This is a genomic window from Actinoplanes sp. CA-030573 (genome assembly GCF_050951115.1).
In the GTDB taxonomy this organism is placed as follows: Bacteria; Actinomycetota; Actinomycetes; order Mycobacteriales; family Micromonosporaceae; genus Actinoplanes.
This window is the reverse complement of the sequence record NZ_CP192038.1, coordinates 723,692-742,544: the sequence shown is the minus strand read 5'-3', so window position 1 is coordinate 742,544 and position 18,853 is coordinate 723,692. Positions and strand designations below refer to the sequence as shown.

Sequence of the window (18,853 nt, the reverse complement as noted above, 5' to 3'; positions counted from 1 at the left end):
GAAGCGCGACCGCCGGCGGCCCCACGATCACGGGGCACCGGCGGCGGCCGACGAGCGCTGGGTGGTCAGTTCATCCGGCGGGCCATCGTGGACTGCGCCTCGGTGGCGGTCTCGCGCAGCGGGATCTCGAGCGGGGTGGGCTCCAGGCCGAACGTGTCCTCGGTCAGGCGGCTGTCGAGGTGGAACGGGGCGTAGAACTGGTAGTCCATCTCGGCCATCTCGCGGGCCATGGGGACGGCCAGGCCGGCGGTTCGCATGACGAAGCGCGGCAGCGGGCGGATCTTCACGGGTGGCTGGCCGGTGAGGTCCGTGTAGCGGTTGGCCAGCTCGCGGATGGTGATCGCGGGCGGGGTGGGGGCGTGCCAGGCCTTGCCGTAGGCGCGGTCCTCGCGGGCCAGCTTGACCATCGTGCGGGCCATGTCGCCGGTGTAGGTGAAGCTGTGCGGGAGGTCGGGGTTGCCGGGAGCCCAGGCGGTACGGCCCTTGGCGATCGCGGGCAGCAGCACCGAGGAGAAGACGCCGACCGCGCCGGCGCCGATGTAGTCCGAGCCTCGGACCTCCACCGTGCGAACGCCGCTGTTCAGGGCGTCCTGCCACATCTTGATGCGGACCTTGCCCTTGCGCCCGACGGCGGCCATGGGGGTGTTCTCGTTCATGCGGCCGCCGGGCTGGGGGCCGTAGACGTACAGGTTGCCGGTGATCACGTAGACCGCGTCGGCGGCTCGGGCGGCGGCGATCATCGCGTCGTTCATGGGATACCAGAGCTTCTCCCACTCGGTGTACTTCGGGTTCGCGCAGTTGAAGACGGTCTCGGCGCCGGCTGCGATCTCGGTCAGGCGGGCCGCGTCGGAGGCGTCGGCGGCGATGCGCTCGATCTGCGGGTGCGCAGGGCCGCGCCCGCTGCGGGTGACCATGCGGACGGTGGAGCCCTGGTCGGCCAGCAACCGCGCGACCGCGCTGCCGATGGGGCCGGAACCGATGACTACGTGGGTCGACATTGCGTTCTCCTTTGCGAGCACCGCTCTCTGTTGAGAACAACAGTTACACGAGTCGACCGCAAAAGCAAGAGCACTGCTCTCGCTGTGGCACACTGGTCCCCATGAAGGCCTCAGGAGTGCGCGCCCGGGTGCGGGCCGAGATGACGGAAGAGATCAAGGCGGTGGCCCGCCGCCACCTCGCGACGGACGGCGCCAACCTGTCGCTGCGGGCGGTCGCGCGGGACATGGGCATGGCGTCGTCGGCCGTCTACCGGTATTTCGCGAGCCGGGATGAGCTGCTCACGGCCCTGATCATCGAGGCTTACGACTCCTTGGGCGAGGCCGCCGAGCGCGCGAACGCGGCGGCCGCAGACCGGGGTTACGCGGATCGATTGGTTGCGGTCGGTCATGCCGTACGGGAATGGGCCCTCGCCGAGCCGCACCAATGGGCCCTGATCTACGGCAGTCCCGTTCCGGGTTATCAGGCGCCGCCGGACACGATCACGTCCGCGATTCGGGTGATCATGCAGATTGCCGGGATCATCCGCGATGCCTACGCCGCCGGCCGGATCGGGCCCCAGCCGGAGATCAGCGGGCGTTACGTCGAGGAGCTGGCCGCCGTCGCCGAGCAGTTCGGTCCCGAAATCCCGCCCCGGCTGATCGGCGCCGGGATGGCCGCGTTCGTGCAGCTCATGGGGGCCGTGAGTGCCGAGCTCTTCGGCCAGCTCAACAACTCGGTGGACGACGATCGCCGCGGTTTCCTCGAGTTCCAGATGCGGGGCGCCGCCGCCTTCATCGGCCTGACCTGAGGGCCGGGGCTAAGCCCGCACGGCCCGCAGGATGTGGCCACCCGGCGTGTGGGGCGGAACGTCATGGCGATCGAAGAAACGAGCCGCGAGCTGCGCCGGACCCAGATCCTCGATCTCGCCGAAGCCCCGCTCGACCAGGAGCCCGGCGATCTCCTCGGGCTCGAAGTAGGTGAGCCACGGCTCCCCGATCCGCGCCACCCGGGCGGCGCGCTCTTCCAGGGCTGCGCGACGCGCATCCGGCATGGATGCGGGCGCCTGCGCGTAATCGAAAACGACCTCATTTCCTGAAATCTCGGAAATGGCGGTGAGGGTGGCCAGGAAGCCCTCGAGCGTCAGGTACGGCACGACGCCGAGCCAGATGAAGAAGGACGGCCCGGTCAGGGACAGCCGGTCGGCGAGCGACTCCTTCTCGAAATCGACCCCAAGGTAGGACACGGACGAGGGAATCTCGATCCCGGCGGCCCGCAGTCGCTCCCTTTTCCAGGCCTGCGTGTCCGGGTGGTCGACCTCGATGACCCGCACGTCGTCGAACGGATTGCGGTAGCCGAAGGTGTCCAGCCCGGCCCCCAGCACCACGACCTGCCGCACGCCGCGCCGGACGGCCGTGGCCAGCGCGTCCTCGGCGAAGCGGTGCCGGGCGGCGATGAACAGGCGCATCCCGCGCCGAGGGGCGTCGGCGAGCAGCTCGGATGATTCGGTGCCGGATATCCGTACGGCGAACGGGTCTTGGAAGATCGCGCCATGCTCCAGGAGCTGGTGCGCCGCCCGGTATCGCGCCGCGCTGTAAGCGGTCCGGCTCGGCTGTCCGGTTTCCATCAGGCCAAATCCTCTGCTAGCCGAGCCAGTGGGCTCGGGTCATGTCTACATGATCACCCCGCAGCGGGACGCCCTCGCTCAGCAACCGCTGACGGGCCTCCTGCTCGTGACCGGGTGGCATGCGGCCGGCGCTGGTCACGACGCGATGCCAGGGAACGCCGCCGCCGTGCCGCGCCATGATCGTGCCGACCTGGCGGGCCGAGTTGCGGCCGGAGACGTCGGCCAGGGCATCGGCGATCGCGCCGTACGACATGACCTTGCCCTCCGGTATGCGCTCGACGAGCGCCAGCACCTCTTCGACGTACTCCTGGGGTGTCACCCGGGCCACGATATGGGATCTCGACGCTGCCCGGGGCACCCACCCGAGCACAATGGGTCAGGTGCGCGAAGTGGTGACCGATGCGCGCCGCATCGTGGTCAAGGTGGGTTCGTCCTCGTTGACCACGGCGGCCGGCGGCATCGATGAGCAGCGCGTCGACGCTCTGGTCGACGTGCTCGGCGGGCTGGCCACGAGCGGGCGCGAGGTGGTGCTGGTCTCGAGCGGCGCGATCGCCGCCGGCCTCGCGCCGCTGCGGCTGCGCCGGCGACCGCGCGACCTGGCGACCCAGCAGGCGGCGGCCTCGGTGGGGCAGGGGCTTCTCATCGGCCGGTACGCGACGGGCTTCGCGCGCCACGGCCTCACCGTCGGCCAGGTGCTGCTGACCGTCGACGACGTGACGCGCCGGGCGCACTATCGCAACGCCTACCGGACGCTGCGGAAACTCCTCGATCTCGGCGCGTTCCCGATCGTGAACGAGAACGACACCGTCGCCACCGAGGAGATCCGCTTCGGCGACAACGACCGCTTGGCCGCCCTGGTGGCCGCCCTGGTCGACGCCGATCTGCTGGTGCTGTTGTCCGACGTGGACGCGCTCTACACCGGCAGCCCCAGCCACCCGGAGTCTCGCCGGATCGGGCGGGTGTCGATTCCGGAGGACCTGGACGGGATCAGCGTCGAGAAGCCCGGCAAGTCGGGCGTCGGCACCGGCGGCATGGTCACCAAGGTCGAGGCCGCCAAGATCGCGACCGGGTTCGGCATCCCGGTCGTGCTGACCTCCGCGCCGCTGGCGGCGAAGGCCCTCGCCGGCGACGAGATCGGCACCCTGTTCGAGGCGGCCAAGAAACGCCCGGCCGCCCGCCTGTTCTGGCTGGCCCACGCCACCGCCCCCCGCGGCCGGCTCCACCTCGACCCCGGCGCCGTCGCCGCCGTCGTGGCCCGGCGCAAGTCCCTGCTCCCGGCCGGCATCACCGCGGTCGACGGCTCGTTCGCCGCCGGCGACCCGGTCGACCTCGTCGACCACGACGGCGCGCCGGTCGCCCGCGGCCTGGTCAACTACGACGCCGTCGAGCTTCCCGCCCTTCTCGGCCGGTCGACCCCCGAGTTGGCCGCCGAGTTGGGCCCAGGATATGAACGAGAGGTCGTTCATCGGGACGACCTGGTTCTTCTGTAGAGAGGGCACACGATGACGACCGTGCTGCAGCAAGCCTCCGACGCGCGCGCGGCCTCGATCGACCTGGCCGCCGCCACCCGCGGGGAGAAGGACCAGGCCCTGCTTCTGATGGCCGACCGGCTGGTCGAGCGCACCGAGGACATCGTCGCCGCCAACGCGGTGGACGTGAACAACGCCCGCGACGCCGGCCAGTCCGAGGCGATGATCGACCGGCTCACGCTGACCCCGACCCGGATCGAGGCGATGGCCGACGGCCTGCGCCAGCTCGCCGCGCTGCCCGACCCGGTCGGCGACGTGGTGCGCGGTTCGACCCTGGCCAACGGCCTCCAGCTCCAGCAGGTCCGGGTGCCGTTCGGCGTGGTGGGCATCATCTACGAGGGCCGGCCCAACGTGACCGCCGACGCCGCCGGCATCTGCCTGAAGTCGGGCAACGCGGCGGTGCTGCGCGGCTCCGGCTCGGCGTTCAGCTCGAACGCGGCGATCGTCTCGGTGCTGCGCAAGGCGGTCGCCGACGCCGGCCTGCCGGCCGACTCGATCCAGCTGCTCGACGCCACGACGCGCGACTCGGTCAAGGAGCTGATGCGCGCCCGCGGCCTGGTCGACGTGCTGATCCCGCGTGGCGGCGCGAGCCTGATCAAGACGGTCGTCGAGGAGTCCACGGTCCCGGTGATCGAGACCGGCGTCGGCAACTGTCATGTCTACGTGGATCAGGCCGCCGACCTGGAGAAGGCGCTGGCGGTCACGATCAACTCGAAGACCCAGCGGCTGTCCACCTGCAACACGGCCGAGTCGCTGCTCGTACACATCGACATCGCCGACTCGTTCCTGCCACTGGCGATCGAGGAGCTGGTCTCGGCCGGCGTGACCGTCCACGGCGATCCCCGCGTCGCGGCCTACAGCGACGACGTGGTGCCGGCCATCTCGGAGGACTGGGCCAAGGAGTACCTGTCGGCCGACATCGCGGTGGCGATAGTCGACTCGATGGACGACGCGCTCGACCACATCCGCCGCTACGGGACCGGGCACACCGAGGCCATCGTGAGCGAGTCGATCACCGCGACCCGCCGGTTCGCGGCCCGGGTCGACGCGGCCGCCATCATGGTCAACGCTTCGACCCGGTTCACCGACGGCGGCGAGTTCGGCTTCGGCGCCGAGATCGGCATCAGCACGCAGAAGCTGCACGCCCGCGGCCCGATGGGCCTGCCCGAGCTGACCTCGACCAAGTACATCGTGACCGGCAACGGCCACACCCGCTGACGATCGTCTGCAACCGGCCCGGCGCGCCGAGCGTGTAAGGAACGTGTCGGGCTTCGAATTCGAGGATTTCTACGCGGCCTACTTCCGGCCGCTGACGATCCAGATGTACGCCTACACCGGCGACCTGGGTGCGGCCCAGGACGTGGTGCAGGAGGCGTTCTGCCGCGCCTTCGCCCAGTGGCGCCACGTCTCTGATCTCGAAGAGCCGGGCGCGTGGGTGCGCCGCGTCGCCTGGAATCTCGCCACGAGCCAGTGGCGCCGGGCCCGGCTCGCGGCCCGGTTCGCCGCCCTCCACCGCGCGGAACCGGCGGTGGCCGAGCCCAGCCCCGATCGGGTGGCGCTGGCCGCGGCGCTGGCGAAGTTACCGGCCCAGCACCGCCGCGCGGTCATCCTGCACTACCTCGCCGACCTGCCGATCAGCGAGATCGCGGCCCAGGAGGGCGCGGCCGAAGGGACGGTCAAGTCCTGGCTGCACCGCGGTCGCGTCGCGCTCGCCGCCCAGCTCACCGAGAAGGGGGCTCGCCATGGCTGACACCGACCCGTTGACCACGATCTTCGCCGACTTCGCGGACGAGGTGGCGCCGCGCGTGCGGCCGGCCGGGGCGGCGCGGGTCCTCCAGACCGTGCGGCATCGCCGGCGGCGACAGGGCATGGTCGCGATCGCGGCGCTGGTGGTCGCGATCCCGGCGGTCGCCTACGCGATCGTCGGCAACGATCACCGGAAGGCGGCGCCGGCGTCGCCCGGGTCGAGCGAGCTCGGCAACGCGGCGGTCAAGCTGCCGGACTGGGCGCGGGACGCCGTCGTCGACAACTGCCCGTCCGGCTGGATCCAGTTCCGCAACGGGGCCATCGTGCTCGACGCCACCAAGTCGATCCGCCTCGAGCAGACGATCGAGGCGGACGTCGACGGCGACGGGACGGCCGAGATCGTGGCCCGATATGCCTGCGTCGACGCTTCCAGCACGTACCAGATCGTCGCTCTTGATCGTGATGCGAACGGCGAGATGGTCACGCTCGGTCAGGTGGTCGCGCAGACCGGGCCGATCAAGGCGCTCTGCGACATGCGCGCCGAGCCGACCGGCGCGATCTCGGTCGAGGTCGGCGACCAGCCCGCGACGCCGCGCTGCGGGACCGGCCGGCAAGCGCCGGTCATGAAGACCCAATGGCGGACGTACGCGTGGACCGGCGCCGCTTTCGCGCAGAGTGCCGGGCCGACTGAGTTCCGCTAGCGACAGGCACGCAGGACGGTGAGGGTCGTGTTCACGTCGAAGATCGGGCCCTCGGCGCTGTCCCAGCCGCCGTCGGTGCGCTGGGTCGCGGCCAACCGCTTGCGCGCCTCCTGCAGCAGCCAGTCGTCGCCGAGATGGACCCGGCGAAGGGCCGCGGCCATCGACGCGATGTCGGCCGGCGACATGTCGGGCAGACGGTCGCCGAGCACCAGCTGCACCCGGGCCGACTCGTAGAAGAACTGCTGGGCGTGCAGCAGCCCGGCCGCGTGCCAGCCGGTCGCCAGGAACGACGGCCAGGTGCCGTCCGGACGCACCTGGGAGACGACGAAGCCGGCCGCGGCGGCGAGCGTGTTGGCGTACCGCGGCACGTAGTCGAGGTGCGGGTGCAGCTCGACCTCGGCCACCGTGAACCAGAAACCGGCCACCGCGGTCAGGTAGAGGGTGGCCTCGGGGTCGCCCGGCATCGCCCAGGCCGGCGCCTCGGCGGCGAGCGACTCGTTCTCCTGCCAGGTGCCGTCCGGCCGCTGGACCGAGGCCAGCCAGCCCAGCGCGCGGTCGACGACGTCGCCGTGCAGGCCGCCCAGATCGTCGAGCTCGTTGAGCCGGAAACAAGTGGCGTCGATCGATGGAATCACCCCATCGGTGGACGCCGGCCAGCCGCCGGCCGCGGTCTGCCCGTCGGCGATCCGCTCGACGATCTGCGGGGGCGGCGGCTGGCCCGTCCGCAGGTAGGAGAGCCGCGCGCGCTCCACCGGATCGCCGTGCGCAACGACGTAACCGATAGCAGCGTCTATGTCGACCACGAGGTGACGCTACATCCTGTGGGACCCGCTGGGGAGTTGGAGAGCTCCCCAGCGGGATCGATCAGTACGACGGGAGCGACGGGTCGACCGTGTTCACCCAGGAGACGATGCCGCCCTGGACGTGCACGGCGTCCTTGAAGCCGGCCGCCTTGATCGCCGCGAGGGCCTCGGCCGAGCGCACGCCCGACTTGCAGTGCAGCACGATCTGGCGGTCCTGCGGGAAGCGGGACAATGCCTCGCCGGACAGGATGTCGCCCTTGGGGATCAGCACGGCGCCGGGGATGCGGTTGATCTCCCACTCGGCGGGCTCGCGCACGTCGACCAGGAAGACGTCCTTGCCGGCGTCCTGCCACTCCTTCAGCTCACGGGCGGTGATCGTCGCGTCGACGGTCGCCTCCTCGGCCTCCGCGGAGATCGCGCCGCAGAAGTCGTCGTAGTCCTCCATGAGCTCGGTCAGCGTCGGGTTCTCGCCGCAGAGCACGCAATTCGGGTCCTTGCGGACCTTGATCTTGCGGTACTCCATCTCGAGGGCGTCGTAGACCATGAGCTTGCCGACGAGCGGCTCGCCGATGCCGGTGATCAGCTTGATCGCCTCGTTGACCTGGATCGAGCCGATCGACGCGCACAGCACGCCGAGCACGCCGCCCTCGGCGCAGCTCGGAACCATGCCGGGCGGCGGGGGCTCGGGGTAGAGGCAGCGGTAGCAGGGACCGTGCTCCTCCCAGAACACCGACGCCTGGCCGTCGAAGCGGTAGATCGAGCCCCACACGTACGGCTTGCCGAGCAGCACGGCCGCGTCGTTGACCATGTAGCGGGTCGCGAAGTTGTCGGTGCCGTCGACGATCAGGTCGTACTGGCTGAAGATCTCCATGACGTTGTCGCGGTCCAGCGCGGTGTTGTGGATGACCACGTTCACCAGCGGGTTGATCTCCCGGATGCTGTCCGCCGCGGACTCGGCCTTGGGCCGGCCGACGTCAGAGACGCCGTGGATGACCTGGCGCTGGAGGTTGGACTCGTCGACCGTGTCGAAGTCGATGATGCCGAGCGTGCCCACCCCGGCGGCAGCCAGGTAGAGCAGCGCCGGAGAGCCCAGGCCACCCGCGCCGACGGCGAGCACCTTGGCGTTCTTCAACCGCTTCTGCCCATCCATCCCGACGTCCGGGATGATCAGATGACGCGAGTAGCGGCGGATCTCGTCGATGGACAGCTCGGCGGCCGGCTCGACGAGCGGGGGCAATGCCACGGTTCACTCCCCGGGTTGGTAGTAAGGATCGCCTGCCATTGTTGCTCGTTCGTGGTCGTCGTAGCCATGACGTTGCCCACCGGCCCGACATGCGGGATGCGGGAATTTTCTTCCCGCCCGTCAGTACCGCTTCCCGTTCCGGTAGGGCCAGGAGTTGGCCACGCATCCCTTGAGCCCCAAGGTCTGCTGCATCATCACCGGCGCCGGCTTCCCCCGGCCCGGACAGGTCTCGTGCCCGTGACCGAGCTGGTGCCCGACCTCGTGGTTGATCGCGTAGGCGCGGTAGGTGGCGAGCGGGGCGCCGTAGCCACGGATCGAGCTCTCCCAGCGGTCGTCGTTGAGGATCACCTTTCCCGGCACCCGGCACGAGGTGTAGCCGTCGGTCTCCAGGCCGCCGGTGCGGCACATCTTCTCGGAGGTACGAGCGGAAGCCAGGTAGATGGTGAAGTCGGCGCTCGCGGCCGGGGGGACGCGCTGGAGGCGGAGGGAACCGGCGATCCAGCTGCGGTGATCGCCGAGCGTGCGGTCGACCTCCTCGGCGAAGAGGGCCGGCTGCCCCGGTCCGGCCGGCTTCTCGACCGCGACGTGGAAGCGGTGGAGGCGGCCCGCACGGCCCAGGATCGGGCCGGTTCCGGGTGCGTAGACGAACTGTCCGCTCGTACCGGCCGCCGGTCTCGGTTTCTCGGGTCTTTGGGTCTTCTCGGCCTTCACCGGCTGGGTGGCCGGGGGCGGGGGGACCACGAGGGGGTCGCTCCCGCCGCCGCGGACCAGGCGGCCGACGAACAGGATCGAGGCGGCCAGAACGACGTAGACCAGGGCGAGCAGGACCCGGCGGCGCCGTCGGCGGGCCGGGCGCGGGGAGATGTCGTCGGCGAGGTCCGGCTCCGGGGGCGCCTGGCGGGCGAGCGGGGTGCGGCTCATCGCCGGCGGGTTCCGGGTGGGATTCCAGACGGGCGTACGCGGCTCGGCCGGGCCGCTGTGCAGAGCGGTCCCGGCGGCTTGATGCCGGCCGCCCGTCACTTTGCCGAGACTGCCACGACCGTACGCGTGATATCTGCCGTTTCCGCAGCTAAAGAGCGGGACCGGTCAGGAAGCGGCCGTCCCGGCGCGGCCACGCGTACGGCACGCAGCCGCGCGTGGTGAGGGTCTGCTGCACCATCACCGGCGCCGGGCCGCCCTGCTTCGGGCATCCCTCGTGGTGGTGTCCGAGCTCGTGGCCGACCTCGTGGTTGATCACGTATTGGCGGTAGACGGACAACGGGACCTTGGCGTTCACGTACGGCTTCGAGGAGAGCCGCCACCGGTCGAGGTTGATGATCGCTTTGCCGGTCGTGCGGCAGGAGGTGTACGGGACGCCGTTGATCCGGATGTTCGTGCCACCACGCCGGCAGAGGTCCCCGGCCGTGACCCGGGTGGCGAGGTAGACGGTGAAGTCCGCTTTGTCGGCGCCCGGTACCAGCTGGAGACGGAGCTGACCGCCCCCGACCCAGCTGCGCTGATCGCCGAGAGTCGCCTGGACGGCGTCGGCGAAGGCGTTGATGTCCTCGTTGCTGCCCTGTTCGACGGCCACATGGAAGCGCTTCAGGGTGCCGTTGGTGCCGAGGACGGGGCCACGCTTGATCGCGTACAGGAAGGCGCCGGTGCCCTTCGCCGGAGGCGGTCCCGGCACCGGGTTCTCCACCGCCGGTCTCTCCACCGCCGGGCTCTGCACCGCCGGGCTCTGCACCGCCGGGCTCTCCACCGCCGGCGGTAATGTCGCGTTCTCGAGGATCGGCGCTTCTTGCGACGGCGGCGGCGACGGCGACTGGGACCCCGAGGGCGCGGCCGCCGGGACCTGAGCGGCGTCCGAGCTGAGCGTGTGCCCCACCAGCAACCCGGTCGCGACGACGATCGTCAACGCCAGCAGCGTCAGCCACCACCGCCGCCAGTGATCGGGCGGGGCGACACGAGGGGCGGCTTCGTCGATCATCGGAGGACAGCGTTCCATACGCGAGGATCGCTGTCTCCCCGACCTGATCTTGTGTAAGCGGCGTCGCCCTAATCGGCGACCGTCGCCGGCGCCTCGTTCAGCATCCCCACGATGGCGCGGGCCACCAGCCGCGGCACCTCCATCTGCGCCACGTGGCCGACGCCGGGCAGCATCAGCAGGCGGCTGTCCGGGATCGCGCGGGCCACCTGGGCCGGCACCCGCGGGTCGACCAGCCGGTCGTTCAGGCCGCCGATGACGAGCGTCGGCGCCGTGATCTCGGTGGCCAGCCGCCACTGCGAGTTGCGCCCCGGCAGGTAGGCGCGCAGGAAGTTGGCGACCAGGCCACGCAGCGTGCGCAGGTAGGCGGCCGGGTAATGCTCGACCGTGTAGCGCAGCCGGATCTCCTCGAGCGCCTCGGCCCGGCGCTGCGGGGTGGCCTTGCGGGTGTCGCCGAAGCAGGCCGCGAGCACCTGGTCGGCCATCTCCTCGACGGTCAGCCGGGCCATCCCCCAGGCGAAGATCCGGTCGGCCCGCGGCAGCGCGAGCACCGGGAGGTAGGGCCCGTGCTCGGTGCGCCGGGGATCGAGGAAGGGCATGGCCGGGGAGATCAGCGTGAGGGTGCGGACCAGGTCGGGGCGCAGTGCCGCCACCCGTACGGCGATGGAGCCGCCCAGCGAGTTGCCGACCAGATGGACCGGTCCCCGGTCGGCGTGCTCGAGATAGCCGATCAGGGTGGCCGCGAAAGACGGGATCGAGTAGCGCGGGCTCGGATCGCTGTAGCCGAAGCCGGGCAGGTCGACCGCCTGCCCGTCGAAGCGGTCGGCGAGCAGGCCGGCCACATCGGTGAAGTTCTGCGAGGAGCCGCCGAGGCCGTGCACGTAGACGGCGGGCTCGGCGCCGGGCGTCGTGCCCGGGGTGTCGCGGACATGCAACATCGCCCCGCCGATCTCGACCCGGCGTGCGGGCCACGGGGGTGGTGCGTCGCCGTCCGGCAGCAGAACGCCGTCGTCGGCCAGTTGAGCGCCTCTCATCGAGACAAGAGTGCCTCAAGTCTCCGGTTGACCGCCGCCAGAGTCGCCCGGACCATCGCATGCCGGTCATCGCCGGTCACCACGGCCGACCCGGCGAGCTGCTCGACCCAGCCGTTGCACGACAGCAGCAGCACCACGACGGCGACCTGCGAGTTCCCGAACGGCACCGCGGCCGCGTGCTCGACGAAGCAGCGGGCCGGCCCGTCCGGATGCTCGGAGGTGGCAAGCAGCTCGTCGACCGCCCCGGCCGTCGCCGTCGCACACAGCCGCAGCAGGTAGCCGTCGACGGCCGGCCCGCTGGCCGTGCCCGAGGTGGAGTGCCCGCCCATGCCGAGGCGGACCTCGACCGTGGCGTCGGTGCCGAACGTGTTGACGTGCACGTTCTCGATGACGATGCGGGGGCCCGGGGTGGCGGCGGGGTAGAGCGGGCGAGGCGGGCGCGCCTGGTCGGCCGGAACCACATCCGCCGCGGGGTGGGACGCGGCGCTTCCCGCGCTCGTCTCGGCCCGTGGCTGTTCCGCTCGCGAGGTTTCGCTCCTCGGCGACTCCCCGCGCGAAGACTCTGTCTGGATCTCCGCGCGCGAGGATTCCGGCTCGCTTCTTGCCGGCTCCGTTAGCAGCGACTCCGCTCGCGCGGCGTCGGCTCGCGCGGCATCGGCTCGCGCGGCATCGGCTCGCGCGGCATCGGCTCGGGCAGCGTCGGCTCGCGCGGCATCGGCTCGGGCAGCGTCGGCTCGCGCGGCACCGGCTCGCGCGGCATCGGCTCGGGCAGCGTCGGCTCGCGCGGCACCGGCTCCGAGCGGATTCTCCCGCAGACGGTCGTCGCTCAGCGGGTTCTCTCGGAACCGGTCGCCCGCCGGCGGCTCCCCCGGCAACGGGTCGCGCCGCAGCGGGTCATCCGGCCGCCGCTCGACCGGTGACGGCGCCGCCGAAGTCGCGGACCCCCCGAAGGAAGCAGAGGACGTGGGCGCCGCGGAAGCCCCCGGATAAGCCGGCGGCGCGGACACCGCCCGGCTCGAGGGTGCCGCCGGCGAGGCGGGCGCCGCGGGTGACGGCACCGCCGACGCCGCAGTTGATGGCGCCGTGTGCGCTGCCGGCTCGGATTGGGACGCCGGGACGTCCGAGACCGAGCCCGGCTGAGACGTCGACGTGCCATGAGTTGCCGGCAGGTCCGACGCCGCGCCCGGATAAGGAGCCGGAGCGGCATGACTCGGGCCCGGAGCGGCATGGCCGGCCGGCGGCCCCGAGACCGCCCGAGGCTGAGGCACCCCGTAGGTAACCGGTGACGCGGATGCGGACGCCCCGTAGCCCGCCGGCGACCCGGATGCCGGCGAGCCGGATGCCGGCGATCCATAGCCCGCCCGCGACTCCGATGCCGGCGACCCATAGCCCGCCCCCGACGCGGATGCCGGCGACCCATAGCCCGCCCCCGACGCGGATGCCGGCGACCCATAGCCCGCCGGCGGCGTGGATGCGGGCGACACCGCGGGAGCCGGCGGCGTGGATGCGGGCGACGCTGCCGGAGCCGGCGGCGCGGATGCGGGCGCCGGCGACGTGGCGGTGTGCGCCGGGGGCCCGCTACGCGGCCGGCCCGACGGCGAGACCGGCGCCGGAGCCAGCGGCCCCTCACCCTTCATCGCCGCGTCCAGGCCCATCCGGTCCTGCAGCAGGCGGGCGACGCGGCGGCTCACCTCGGCCGGGTCGGCGCCCTCGGCCAGGTCGAGCCGCAGGCTGTGTGCTCCGGTCTCGGTCGAGCGCAGCGACGCGTCCCGCACGCCGTCCACACCGCGGACCGCCGCCAGGATCGCCTGCACGTCGAAACCCTCCTGCCGCTCGCGCGGCTGCACGTCGCCGCGACGCAGGTGCGTCGCGATCCGGGCCAGCGCCGGCGTCTCGGCCGTGGGCTCCGCCAACGGAGGCTCCGGAACTCTCGGCACGTCCGGCTGGGCCGGCACGCGCTGCGGCAGTTCATGCGGCCCGGGGTCGGCCTGGCCACTCGTCCCGCTCCCGGCCGGTGGCCGGTTACCGAAGGCCGCGTAGGCGCCGGGCGGGGTGTATCCGGCGGGCTCGGCGGCCGGCGCGGGGTCGTAGGAGATCCGGCGCGGGAAGCTGGACGGATCGTACGACGGACGGACCGCTCTCTGCTCGTCGGCGGGCGCCGCCTGTGGATAACCGGGCGCATCCGGCTCGGGGCGCCGCGCGGCCGGGGCCGCCGGGCGCACCAGCGGAACGGCGGCACGCTGCTGGATCGCCGGGGCCGGCCGGGAGTCCTCGAGGTCGCCCTCGTAGGGGTAGGGCGGTGCGCTGTTCGGGGCGGGCAGATCGTAGGGTGGCAGGCTCGTGGGCCGCGACGTCATACCGGCCTCGTGCGCGATGGACCCGGTCGTCTCCCCCAGGTCACGACCGGCGTCGCTGGGTCGCTGGTCCATGCGGGGCGCGGGCGGGCGAGCCTGCTCGGCGCCGGGCGGCGTCAGGTGGGCGAGCAGGTCGGAGTAGCGCGGACGGGTGTCGGCCCAGCGATCGGCGGCCGGCCTCACCACGTACGGGGGATTTTCCGCGGGCTGTTTCGCCTCGCCGAAGCCGGCCTGGTCGGCGTCCACGAAACCGGGCGGCGTGGGGACGGGAGCGGGCACACCGGAGGCGGGCTCGGGGGACAGGGGCGCGGGCGGGACCTGGCCGTACGACCGCTCGACCGGGGGAAATGCCTGATTACGCGGAAATGGTGTGGGCCGGCGCCACGCCGGGACGTCGTTTTCCGCCTCGAACGAGGCACTCGGGCTGGACCACGGACTATCCTGCGTCACCCAGCCGTTCACCCGAGAGCGCTCACGCGAATCGGCACTGTTACCGCCCTCCGCGGCCCCAGTGTCTCCGGAATGCCCTGATTCATCCACCGCGTGCTCCTCGCTCGCCCGTGCTGAGGCTACCGTGTGGGTGCAGTGGCGATAAGTTGCAGCGTCGCGACAATTGACTGAGCGGCTGCGAAAGCGCGGGGACCGACCCCCTGGAGGGTAGAGAGAGATGACCGCTGCGTCCGGCGGGGCCCAGACCACCCGGCCCACCCGCCTGCCCCGCTCCGCGCGCCGCAAGCAACTCCTGGCGGCCGCCCAGCAGATCTTCGTGGCCCACGGCTACCACGCCGCCGCGATGGACGACATCGCCGAGCGGGCCGGCGTCTCCAAGCCGGTGCTCTATCAGCACTTCCCCGGCAAGCTCGAGCTCTACCTGGCGCTGCTGGACACGCACTGCGACGCGATAATCGCCAAGGTTCGTGACGCGATGCTCGCCACCCATGACAACAAGGAGCGGGTCAAGGGCGCGGTCCGGGCGTATTTCGACTTCGTCGACCACGAGAGCGAGGCGTTCCGTCTCGTCTTCGAGTCCGATCTCCGCAACGACCCGCAGGTCCGCCAGCGCGTGGAGCGGGTCGAGCAGGGCTGCATCGCGGCGGTCACCGACACGATCATCTCGGACACGGCGCTCGCCGGGGACCGCGCCGAGTTGCTCGCCTCCGGCCTTGTCGGGGCGGCCGGACAGTCGGCCCAGTTCTGGCTGGCGAACGGGCGGCGTACGCCTAAAGCTGAAGCCGAATCGCTCGTAGCTGCGCTGATCTGGCGCGGGATCGCCAGCTTCCCCCTCCAGGACGGCGCAACCAGCGGTTCGACGACCGAAATCGGATAACCTTTCGAGCGGTAACACCCGCACAGAGGGAGGGCCCCGTGGAGGTCAAGATCGGCGTGCAGCACACGCCGCGCGAGCTGGTGCTCGAGAGCGCTCAGAGCCCGGCGGAGGTCGAGCAGGCCGTGACCGAGGCGATGGCCAAGGACAGCGTGCTGACGCTCACGGACGAGAAGGGCCGCAAGGTGATCATCCCGATCGCCAAGGTGGCGTACGTGGAGATCGCCGAGTCGACCAACCGGCCGTTCGGCTTCACCACCCGCTGAGGTTCTGACGGGCACCCCTGATCCCAGGGGTGCCCTCTCGTAACTCTGCTCTGAGGTGCACGATCTCCCGGTCGGGTAGACTTGGGATGTCGCCCGTCGACGTCGATCCGGTTTTCTCGCGTTTCACCCCGCGAGTCCGTTTCGCCGCGGGCGACCCGCGCGCGTGCGGCCCGCTTTCGAGCGTGTGGCCCGCGCCCTACCCATAGCGCGCCCCAGCATCCGACGGGCGCACCACGAGAGGCACCCGTAAAACTTCATGACAGACATCGAAAACTCTGAACCCGCACTTGTACCAGTGGTCAACCGCGCACCCGTCCGTCCGGACAGCCCCACCTTTGCCGAGCTGGGTGTCCGCGCCGAGACGGTGGAGGCGCTGGCGAAGGCCGGCATCACTCGCGCCTTCGCGATCCAGGAGTACGCGCTGCCCATCGCGCTGCGCGGCACGGATCTGATCGGCCAGGCGCCGACCGGCACCGGCAAGACCCTCGGCTTCGGGCTCCCGCTGCTCGAGCGCGTCGTCTCGCCGGCCGAGGGCGCCGACGGCAAGCCCCAGGCGCTCGTCGTCGTCCCCACCCGTGAGCTGGGCCTTCAGGTCGCGCGCGACCTCGCCGCGGCGGGCAGCACCCGGGGTGTCCGGGTCCTCCCGATCTACGGCGGAGTCGCGTACGAGCCGCAGGTCGATGCTCTGAAAAAGGGTGTCGAGATCTTGGTCGGCACGCCTGGGCGCCTGCTCGACCTGGCCAAGCAGAAGCAGCTCAAGCTCACCTCGATCGGCGCGCTCGTGCTCGACGAGGCCGACCGCATGCTCGACCTCGGCTTCCTGGACGACGTCGAGAAGATCTTGGCGATGCTCCCGGAGAAGCGGCAGACCATGCTGTTCTCGGCGACCATGCCCGACCCGATCGTGGCGCTCTCCCGGCGGTTCCTCAGCCACCCGGTCACGATCCACGCCGGCCACACCGCCGACAGCGGCCCGTCGCCGCTGACCAAGCAGGTCGTCTACCGCACCCACCCGATGAACAAGCTCGAGATGGTGGCCCGCATCCTGCAGGCGCGCGGCCGCGGACTCACGATGATCTTCTGCCGTACCAAGCGGGCCGCCGACCGGGTCGCTGAAGACCTCGACTTCCGCGGGTTCGCGGTCGCGGCCGTGCACGGCGACCTGGGCCAGGGCGCGCGCGAGCGGGCGCTGCGGGCGTTCCGCACCGGCAAGATCGACGTGCTGGTGGCCACCGACGTCGCGGCCCGCGGCCTGGACGTCTCCGGCGTCACTCACGTGATCAACTACGACTGCCCCGAAGACCCGGACACGTACACGCACCGCATCGGCCGCACCGGCCGGGCGGGCGCCACCGGTGTCGCGGTGACCTTCGTCGACTGGGAGGACATGCCGCGCTGGGTCCTGATCGACAAGTCGATGGGCCTGAGCATGCCGCAGCCGCCGGAGACCTATCACACGAGCCCGGCGCTCTACGCCGACCTCGACATCCCGACCGACATCTCGGGGACGCTGCCGACGGCCGAGCGCAATCGGGCCGGCCTGGCCGCCGAGGTCGAGGAGGACCTGGGTGGCGGCCGCCGTCGTCGCGAGCCGGCCGGTGGTCGCGGACGTGGCCGGCGCTCGCGCGGTGGATCTTCGGAGCCTTCGCCTTCGCCGGCGTCCGATTCCGCCGCATCGGCGGAGGATGCCGAGCGTCCCAAGCGCCAGCGTCGCCGCCGCCGGGTCGAGGATTCCCCGATTGCCGGTACGCCGGAAAGCAGCCCCGTGGCCGAGCCGGCGGTCGAGTCCTCGGCCGTCGCGTCGCCCACGGCGGATGACGCACCGTCCGAGGCCGCGCCCAAGCGCACCCGCACTCGCCGCCGGGCCCCCGCCACGACGCTGCACTTCTCGGCCGACACCGACACCGCCGGCAGCGACTTGGCTGTTTCCGATGCCGCTGGATCGGAGACCTCTGCGCCGACCGCCTCGACTGCCGCCGATGAGGGCGACGGCGAGGCGCCCAAGCGCCGCCGTCGTCGCGGGACTCGCGGCGCACGTGGTTCCGGCAGCTCCTCCGAGTCGGGGGCGGAAGCTTCGCCGGAGATGTCCGGCGGCTCCGAGGCCGGCGTCGGCACTACCGCCTGATCGTCTTTCCCAGAACGGCCCGGCCACCATGGCCGGGCCGTTCTGCTGCGCCCGGTTGTCTTCGTAGCGCCCTGGTCGTCTTTGCCTTACTTCGCCGCGTTGACGCAGCGTTAGTGGCTCGGGGTCACGCCAAGTGCGGCGCACGCCTCGCGATACATGCGGACCGCCTCGCTCCGCACCTGGCCACGATCGGTGAGACGCTCCGAGAACGGAACCCGGACCGGCACCTCGATGCCGTCCACGACGGCCGCGAACTCCATGGCGTCGCGATCCAGGCCGGACATCCGCGCCGCGGTCGCGGACGGAATGCCGCCCAGCCCCCGCACGATCAGCACATTGTCGTCGGCGTGGTCGTCGTTCATGTGACGCGCTACTTGCGCCACCACCTCGGGCGGGAAGGGATCGGTCATCTCTGCCTCACGTCCAGCGCCGGCGGAGCTCGTCGAGCACCGCGATGTTGAGCCGATAGGCCTCGACCACCTCGGCCACGAATTCGTCCTGCTCCTCGCGACTCCAGGGAAGCGCGTCGAGCAGGCGCCGATAGTAGATTTTGAACGCCTCGGCGTCGATACCGTCGAAGATGAAGAAGCGGTTTCCGTCGCCGTTCAGCCCATAGACGCGGGCGACTGCCTCCCCCAGGTACTGCCCGCCGGAGAGGTCGCCCAGATAGCGCGTGTAATGGTGCGCGATGAAGCCGACCGGGTGCGAGTTCGCGGCGTAGCGCAACCGGGCGCAGTATGTCGTCGTCGCAGGTAGGGCGGCGATTCGCTGCTGCCACCGCGGGCCGTGCAGGAACCGCAGGTCGGCCTCGATCGACGGCAGCCGGGTGAGCTCGGGAAAGACGAAGGCGCAGGCGATCGGGTCGTCGGACATCGTGCGGGTGGCGAGCTCGAGCGACTCGTACAGGAACCAATGCTGAGCGGCCAGATCGGCGTACGCGACCCAGGACAGCCGGCCGGCCACCAGCGCGTCGAGAAAGGGGCTGTTCTGCGCGGCGTCGTGCGAGGCGCGGGTGTCCCGGCGCAAACGGGCGGAGAGCCGGTCGGCCCCCGGTGGGTCGGCCATCAAGGACATCGGCGGCTACCTCGCTTCTCGCGCGCACAGCGTAGCTATAGATCCACTTCCCGGGACAGCAATTCGTGGGCGTGTGTCCGGGCTCG

Annotated in this window: 19 protein-coding genes; 8 read left to right on the top strand and 11 right to left on the bottom strand. The window is 71.4% G+C overall.

The features are described from left to right. Nucleotides 1-65 precede the first annotated feature (65 nt). Complete coding sequence (locus ACQP2F_RS03430) at nt 66-998, bottom strand: NAD-dependent epimerase/dehydratase family protein (protein WP_433300542.1); 933 nt, start codon at nt 996-998, stop codon at nt 66-68. 101 nt (nt 999-1,099) lie between these two features. Between ACQP2F_RS03430 and ACQP2F_RS03425 the strand changes: the two genes are divergently transcribed. After that, nucleotides 1,100-1,786, top strand: coding sequence for a TetR/AcrR family transcriptional regulator (locus ACQP2F_RS03425; protein WP_433300541.1), 687 nt, complete (start codon nt 1,100-1,102; stop codon nt 1,784-1,786). Between the two features lie 9 nt (nt 1,787-1,795). Here the strand turns inward: ACQP2F_RS03425 and ACQP2F_RS03420 are convergent, their stop codons facing one another. Then, nucleotides 1,796-2,602, bottom strand: a complete 807-nt coding sequence (locus ACQP2F_RS03420; protein WP_433300539.1) for a class I SAM-dependent methyltransferase — start codon at nt 2,600-2,602, stop codon at nt 1,796-1,798. A 16-nt stretch (nt 2,603-2,618) separates the two neighbouring features. Then, nucleotides 2,619-2,921 carry an MGMT family protein gene (locus ACQP2F_RS03415; RefSeq protein WP_433300537.1) on the bottom strand — a complete coding sequence of 101 codons (303 nt, stop codon included), beginning with the start codon at nt 2,919-2,921 and terminating at the stop codon, nt 2,619-2,621. 61 nt (nt 2,922-2,982) lie between these two features. On the opposite strand from ACQP2F_RS03415, the gene proB reads away from it, so the two are divergent. From proB to ACQP2F_RS03395, 4 genes are read left to right on the top strand one after another with little or no spacing between them, the layout of a single operon-like run. Beyond that, the gene (gene proB, locus ACQP2F_RS03410) at nt 2,983-4,092 is read left to right on the top strand and encodes a glutamate 5-kinase (RefSeq protein ID WP_433300536.1); all 1,110 of its coding nucleotides are present in this window, start codon (nt 2,983-2,985) and stop codon (nt 4,090-4,092) included. Between the two features lie 12 nt (nt 4,093-4,104). After that, entirely contained in the window at nt 4,105-5,349 is a 1,245-nt protein-coding gene (locus ACQP2F_RS03405) for a glutamate-5-semialdehyde dehydrogenase (protein ID WP_433300534.1), read from the top strand. A gap of 43 nt (nt 5,350-5,392) precedes the next feature. Then, complete coding sequence (locus ACQP2F_RS03400; RefSeq protein WP_433300532.1) at nt 5,393-5,881, top strand: sigma-70 family RNA polymerase sigma factor; 489 nt, start codon at nt 5,393-5,395, stop codon at nt 5,879-5,881. Beyond that, complete coding sequence (locus ACQP2F_RS03395; RefSeq protein WP_433300530.1) at nt 5,874-6,578, top strand: hypothetical protein; 705 nt, start codon at nt 5,874-5,876, stop codon at nt 6,576-6,578. Before ACQP2F_RS03400 ends, ACQP2F_RS03395 begins: the two co-directional genes overlap by 8 nt. On the opposite strand, the gene ACQP2F_RS03390 is transcribed toward ACQP2F_RS03395, so the two are convergent. From ACQP2F_RS03390 to ACQP2F_RS03365, 6 genes are all read right to left on the bottom strand, one after another. Next, a complete protein-coding gene (locus tag ACQP2F_RS03390; protein WP_433300528.1) occupies nt 6,575-7,381 on the bottom strand; it encodes a prenyltransferase/squalene oxidase repeat-containing protein in 807 nt (268 codons plus the stop codon). The genes ACQP2F_RS03395 and ACQP2F_RS03390 overlap by 4 nt on opposite strands. A 61-nt stretch (nt 7,382-7,442) precedes the next feature. Then, a complete protein-coding gene (moeZ, locus tag ACQP2F_RS03385; RefSeq protein WP_433300526.1) occupies nt 7,443-8,624 on the bottom strand; it encodes an adenylyltransferase/sulfurtransferase MoeZ in 1,182 nt (393 codons plus the stop codon). Nucleotides 8,625-8,744: 120 nt separating this feature from the next. Beyond that, complete coding sequence (locus ACQP2F_RS03380; RefSeq protein WP_433300524.1) at nt 8,745-9,644, bottom strand: DUF3152 domain-containing protein; 900 nt, start codon at nt 9,642-9,644, stop codon at nt 8,745-8,747. 49 nt (nt 9,645-9,693) lie between these two features. Beyond that, nucleotides 9,694-10,593, bottom strand: a complete 900-nt coding sequence (locus ACQP2F_RS03375; protein ID WP_433300523.1) for a DUF3152 domain-containing protein — start codon at nt 10,591-10,593, stop codon at nt 9,694-9,696. Between the two features lie 68 nt (nt 10,594-10,661). Then, nucleotides 10,662-11,624, bottom strand: a complete 963-nt coding sequence (locus ACQP2F_RS03370) for an alpha/beta fold hydrolase (protein ID WP_433300521.1) — start codon at nt 11,622-11,624, stop codon at nt 10,662-10,664. Continuing rightward, a complete protein-coding gene (locus ACQP2F_RS03365; protein WP_433300519.1) occupies nt 11,621-14,428 on the bottom strand; it encodes a hypothetical protein in 2,808 nt (935 codons plus the stop codon). The genes ACQP2F_RS03370 and ACQP2F_RS03365 overlap by 4 nt, the downstream gene beginning before the upstream one ends. A 217-nt stretch (nt 14,429-14,645) precedes the next feature. On the opposite strand from ACQP2F_RS03365, the gene ACQP2F_RS03360 reads away from it, so the two are divergent. The 3 genes from ACQP2F_RS03360 (at nt 14,646) to ACQP2F_RS03350 (ending at nt 17,693) form a co-directional block, all read left to right on the top strand. Continuing rightward, nucleotides 14,646-15,305 carry a TetR/AcrR family transcriptional regulator gene (locus tag ACQP2F_RS03360; RefSeq protein WP_433300517.1) on the top strand — a complete coding sequence of 220 codons (660 nt, stop codon included), beginning with the start codon at nt 14,646-14,648 and terminating at the stop codon, nt 15,303-15,305. Between the two features lie 38 nt (nt 15,306-15,343). Next, on the top strand, nt 15,344-15,568 hold the full coding sequence (locus ACQP2F_RS03355; RefSeq protein ID WP_433300515.1) for a DUF3107 domain-containing protein: 225 nt from the start codon (nt 15,344-15,346) through the stop codon (nt 15,566-15,568). Between the two features lie 256 nt (nt 15,569-15,824). Next, nucleotides 15,825-17,693 (top strand): DEAD/DEAH box helicase, encoded by a 1,869-nt coding sequence (locus ACQP2F_RS03350; RefSeq protein ID WP_433300513.1) that lies wholly within the window; start codon nt 15,825-15,827, stop codon nt 17,691-17,693. Nucleotides 17,694-17,803: 110 nt separating this feature from the next. Here ACQP2F_RS03350 and ACQP2F_RS03345 read toward each other — a convergent pair whose 3' ends face one another. Both ACQP2F_RS03345 and ACQP2F_RS03340 read right to left on the bottom strand, forming a co-directional pair. After that, nucleotides 17,804-18,103: a DUF2470 domain-containing protein gene (locus ACQP2F_RS03345; protein WP_433300511.1), complete on the bottom strand. Its 300-nt coding sequence runs from the start codon at nt 18,101-18,103 to the stop codon at nt 17,804-17,806. A 7-nt stretch (nt 18,104-18,110) separates the two neighbouring features. Further along, entirely contained in the window at nt 18,111-18,767 is a 657-nt protein-coding gene (locus tag ACQP2F_RS03340) for a heme oxygenase (biliverdin-producing) (protein ID WP_433300509.1), read from the bottom strand. Between the last annotated feature and the right edge of the window lie 86 nt (nt 18,768-18,853).

Coding starts and splice junctions, on each gene's coding strand:
- ACQP2F_RS03340 (WP_433300509.1), bottom strand. CDS start 18,767: ATGTCCTTGATGGCCGACCCACCGGGGGCCGACCGGCTCTCCGCCCGT.
- ACQP2F_RS03370 (WP_433300521.1), bottom strand. CDS start 11,624: ATGAGAGGCGCTCAACTGGCCGACGACGGCGTTCTGCTGCCGGACGGC.
- ACQP2F_RS03425 (WP_433300541.1), top strand. CDS start 1,100: ATGAAGGCCTCAGGAGTGCGCGCCCGGGTGCGGGCCGAGATGACGGAA.
- ACQP2F_RS03420 (WP_433300539.1), bottom strand. CDS start 2,602: ATGGAAACCGGACAGCCGAGCCGGACCGCTTACAGCGCGGCGCGATAC.
- ACQP2F_RS03360 (WP_433300517.1), top strand. CDS start 14,646: ATGACCGCTGCGTCCGGCGGGGCCCAGACCACCCGGCCCACCCGCCTG.
- ACQP2F_RS03345 (WP_433300511.1), bottom strand. CDS start 18,103: ATGACCGATCCCTTCCCGCCCGAGGTGGTGGCGCAAGTAGCGCGTCAC.
- ACQP2F_RS03430 (WP_433300542.1), bottom strand. CDS start 998: ATGTCGACCCACGTAGTCATCGGTTCCGGCCCCATCGGCAGCGCGGTC.
- ACQP2F_RS03375 (WP_433300523.1), bottom strand. CDS start 10,593: ATGATCGACGAAGCCGCCCCTCGTGTCGCCCCGCCCGATCACTGGCGG.
- ACQP2F_RS03395 (WP_433300530.1), top strand. CDS start 5,874: ATGGCTGACACCGACCCGTTGACCACGATCTTCGCCGACTTCGCGGAC.
- ACQP2F_RS03405 (WP_433300534.1), top strand. CDS start 4,105: ATGACGACCGTGCTGCAGCAAGCCTCCGACGCGCGCGCGGCCTCGATC.
- ACQP2F_RS03350 (WP_433300513.1), top strand. CDS start 15,825: ATGACAGACATCGAAAACTCTGAACCCGCACTTGTACCAGTGGTCAAC.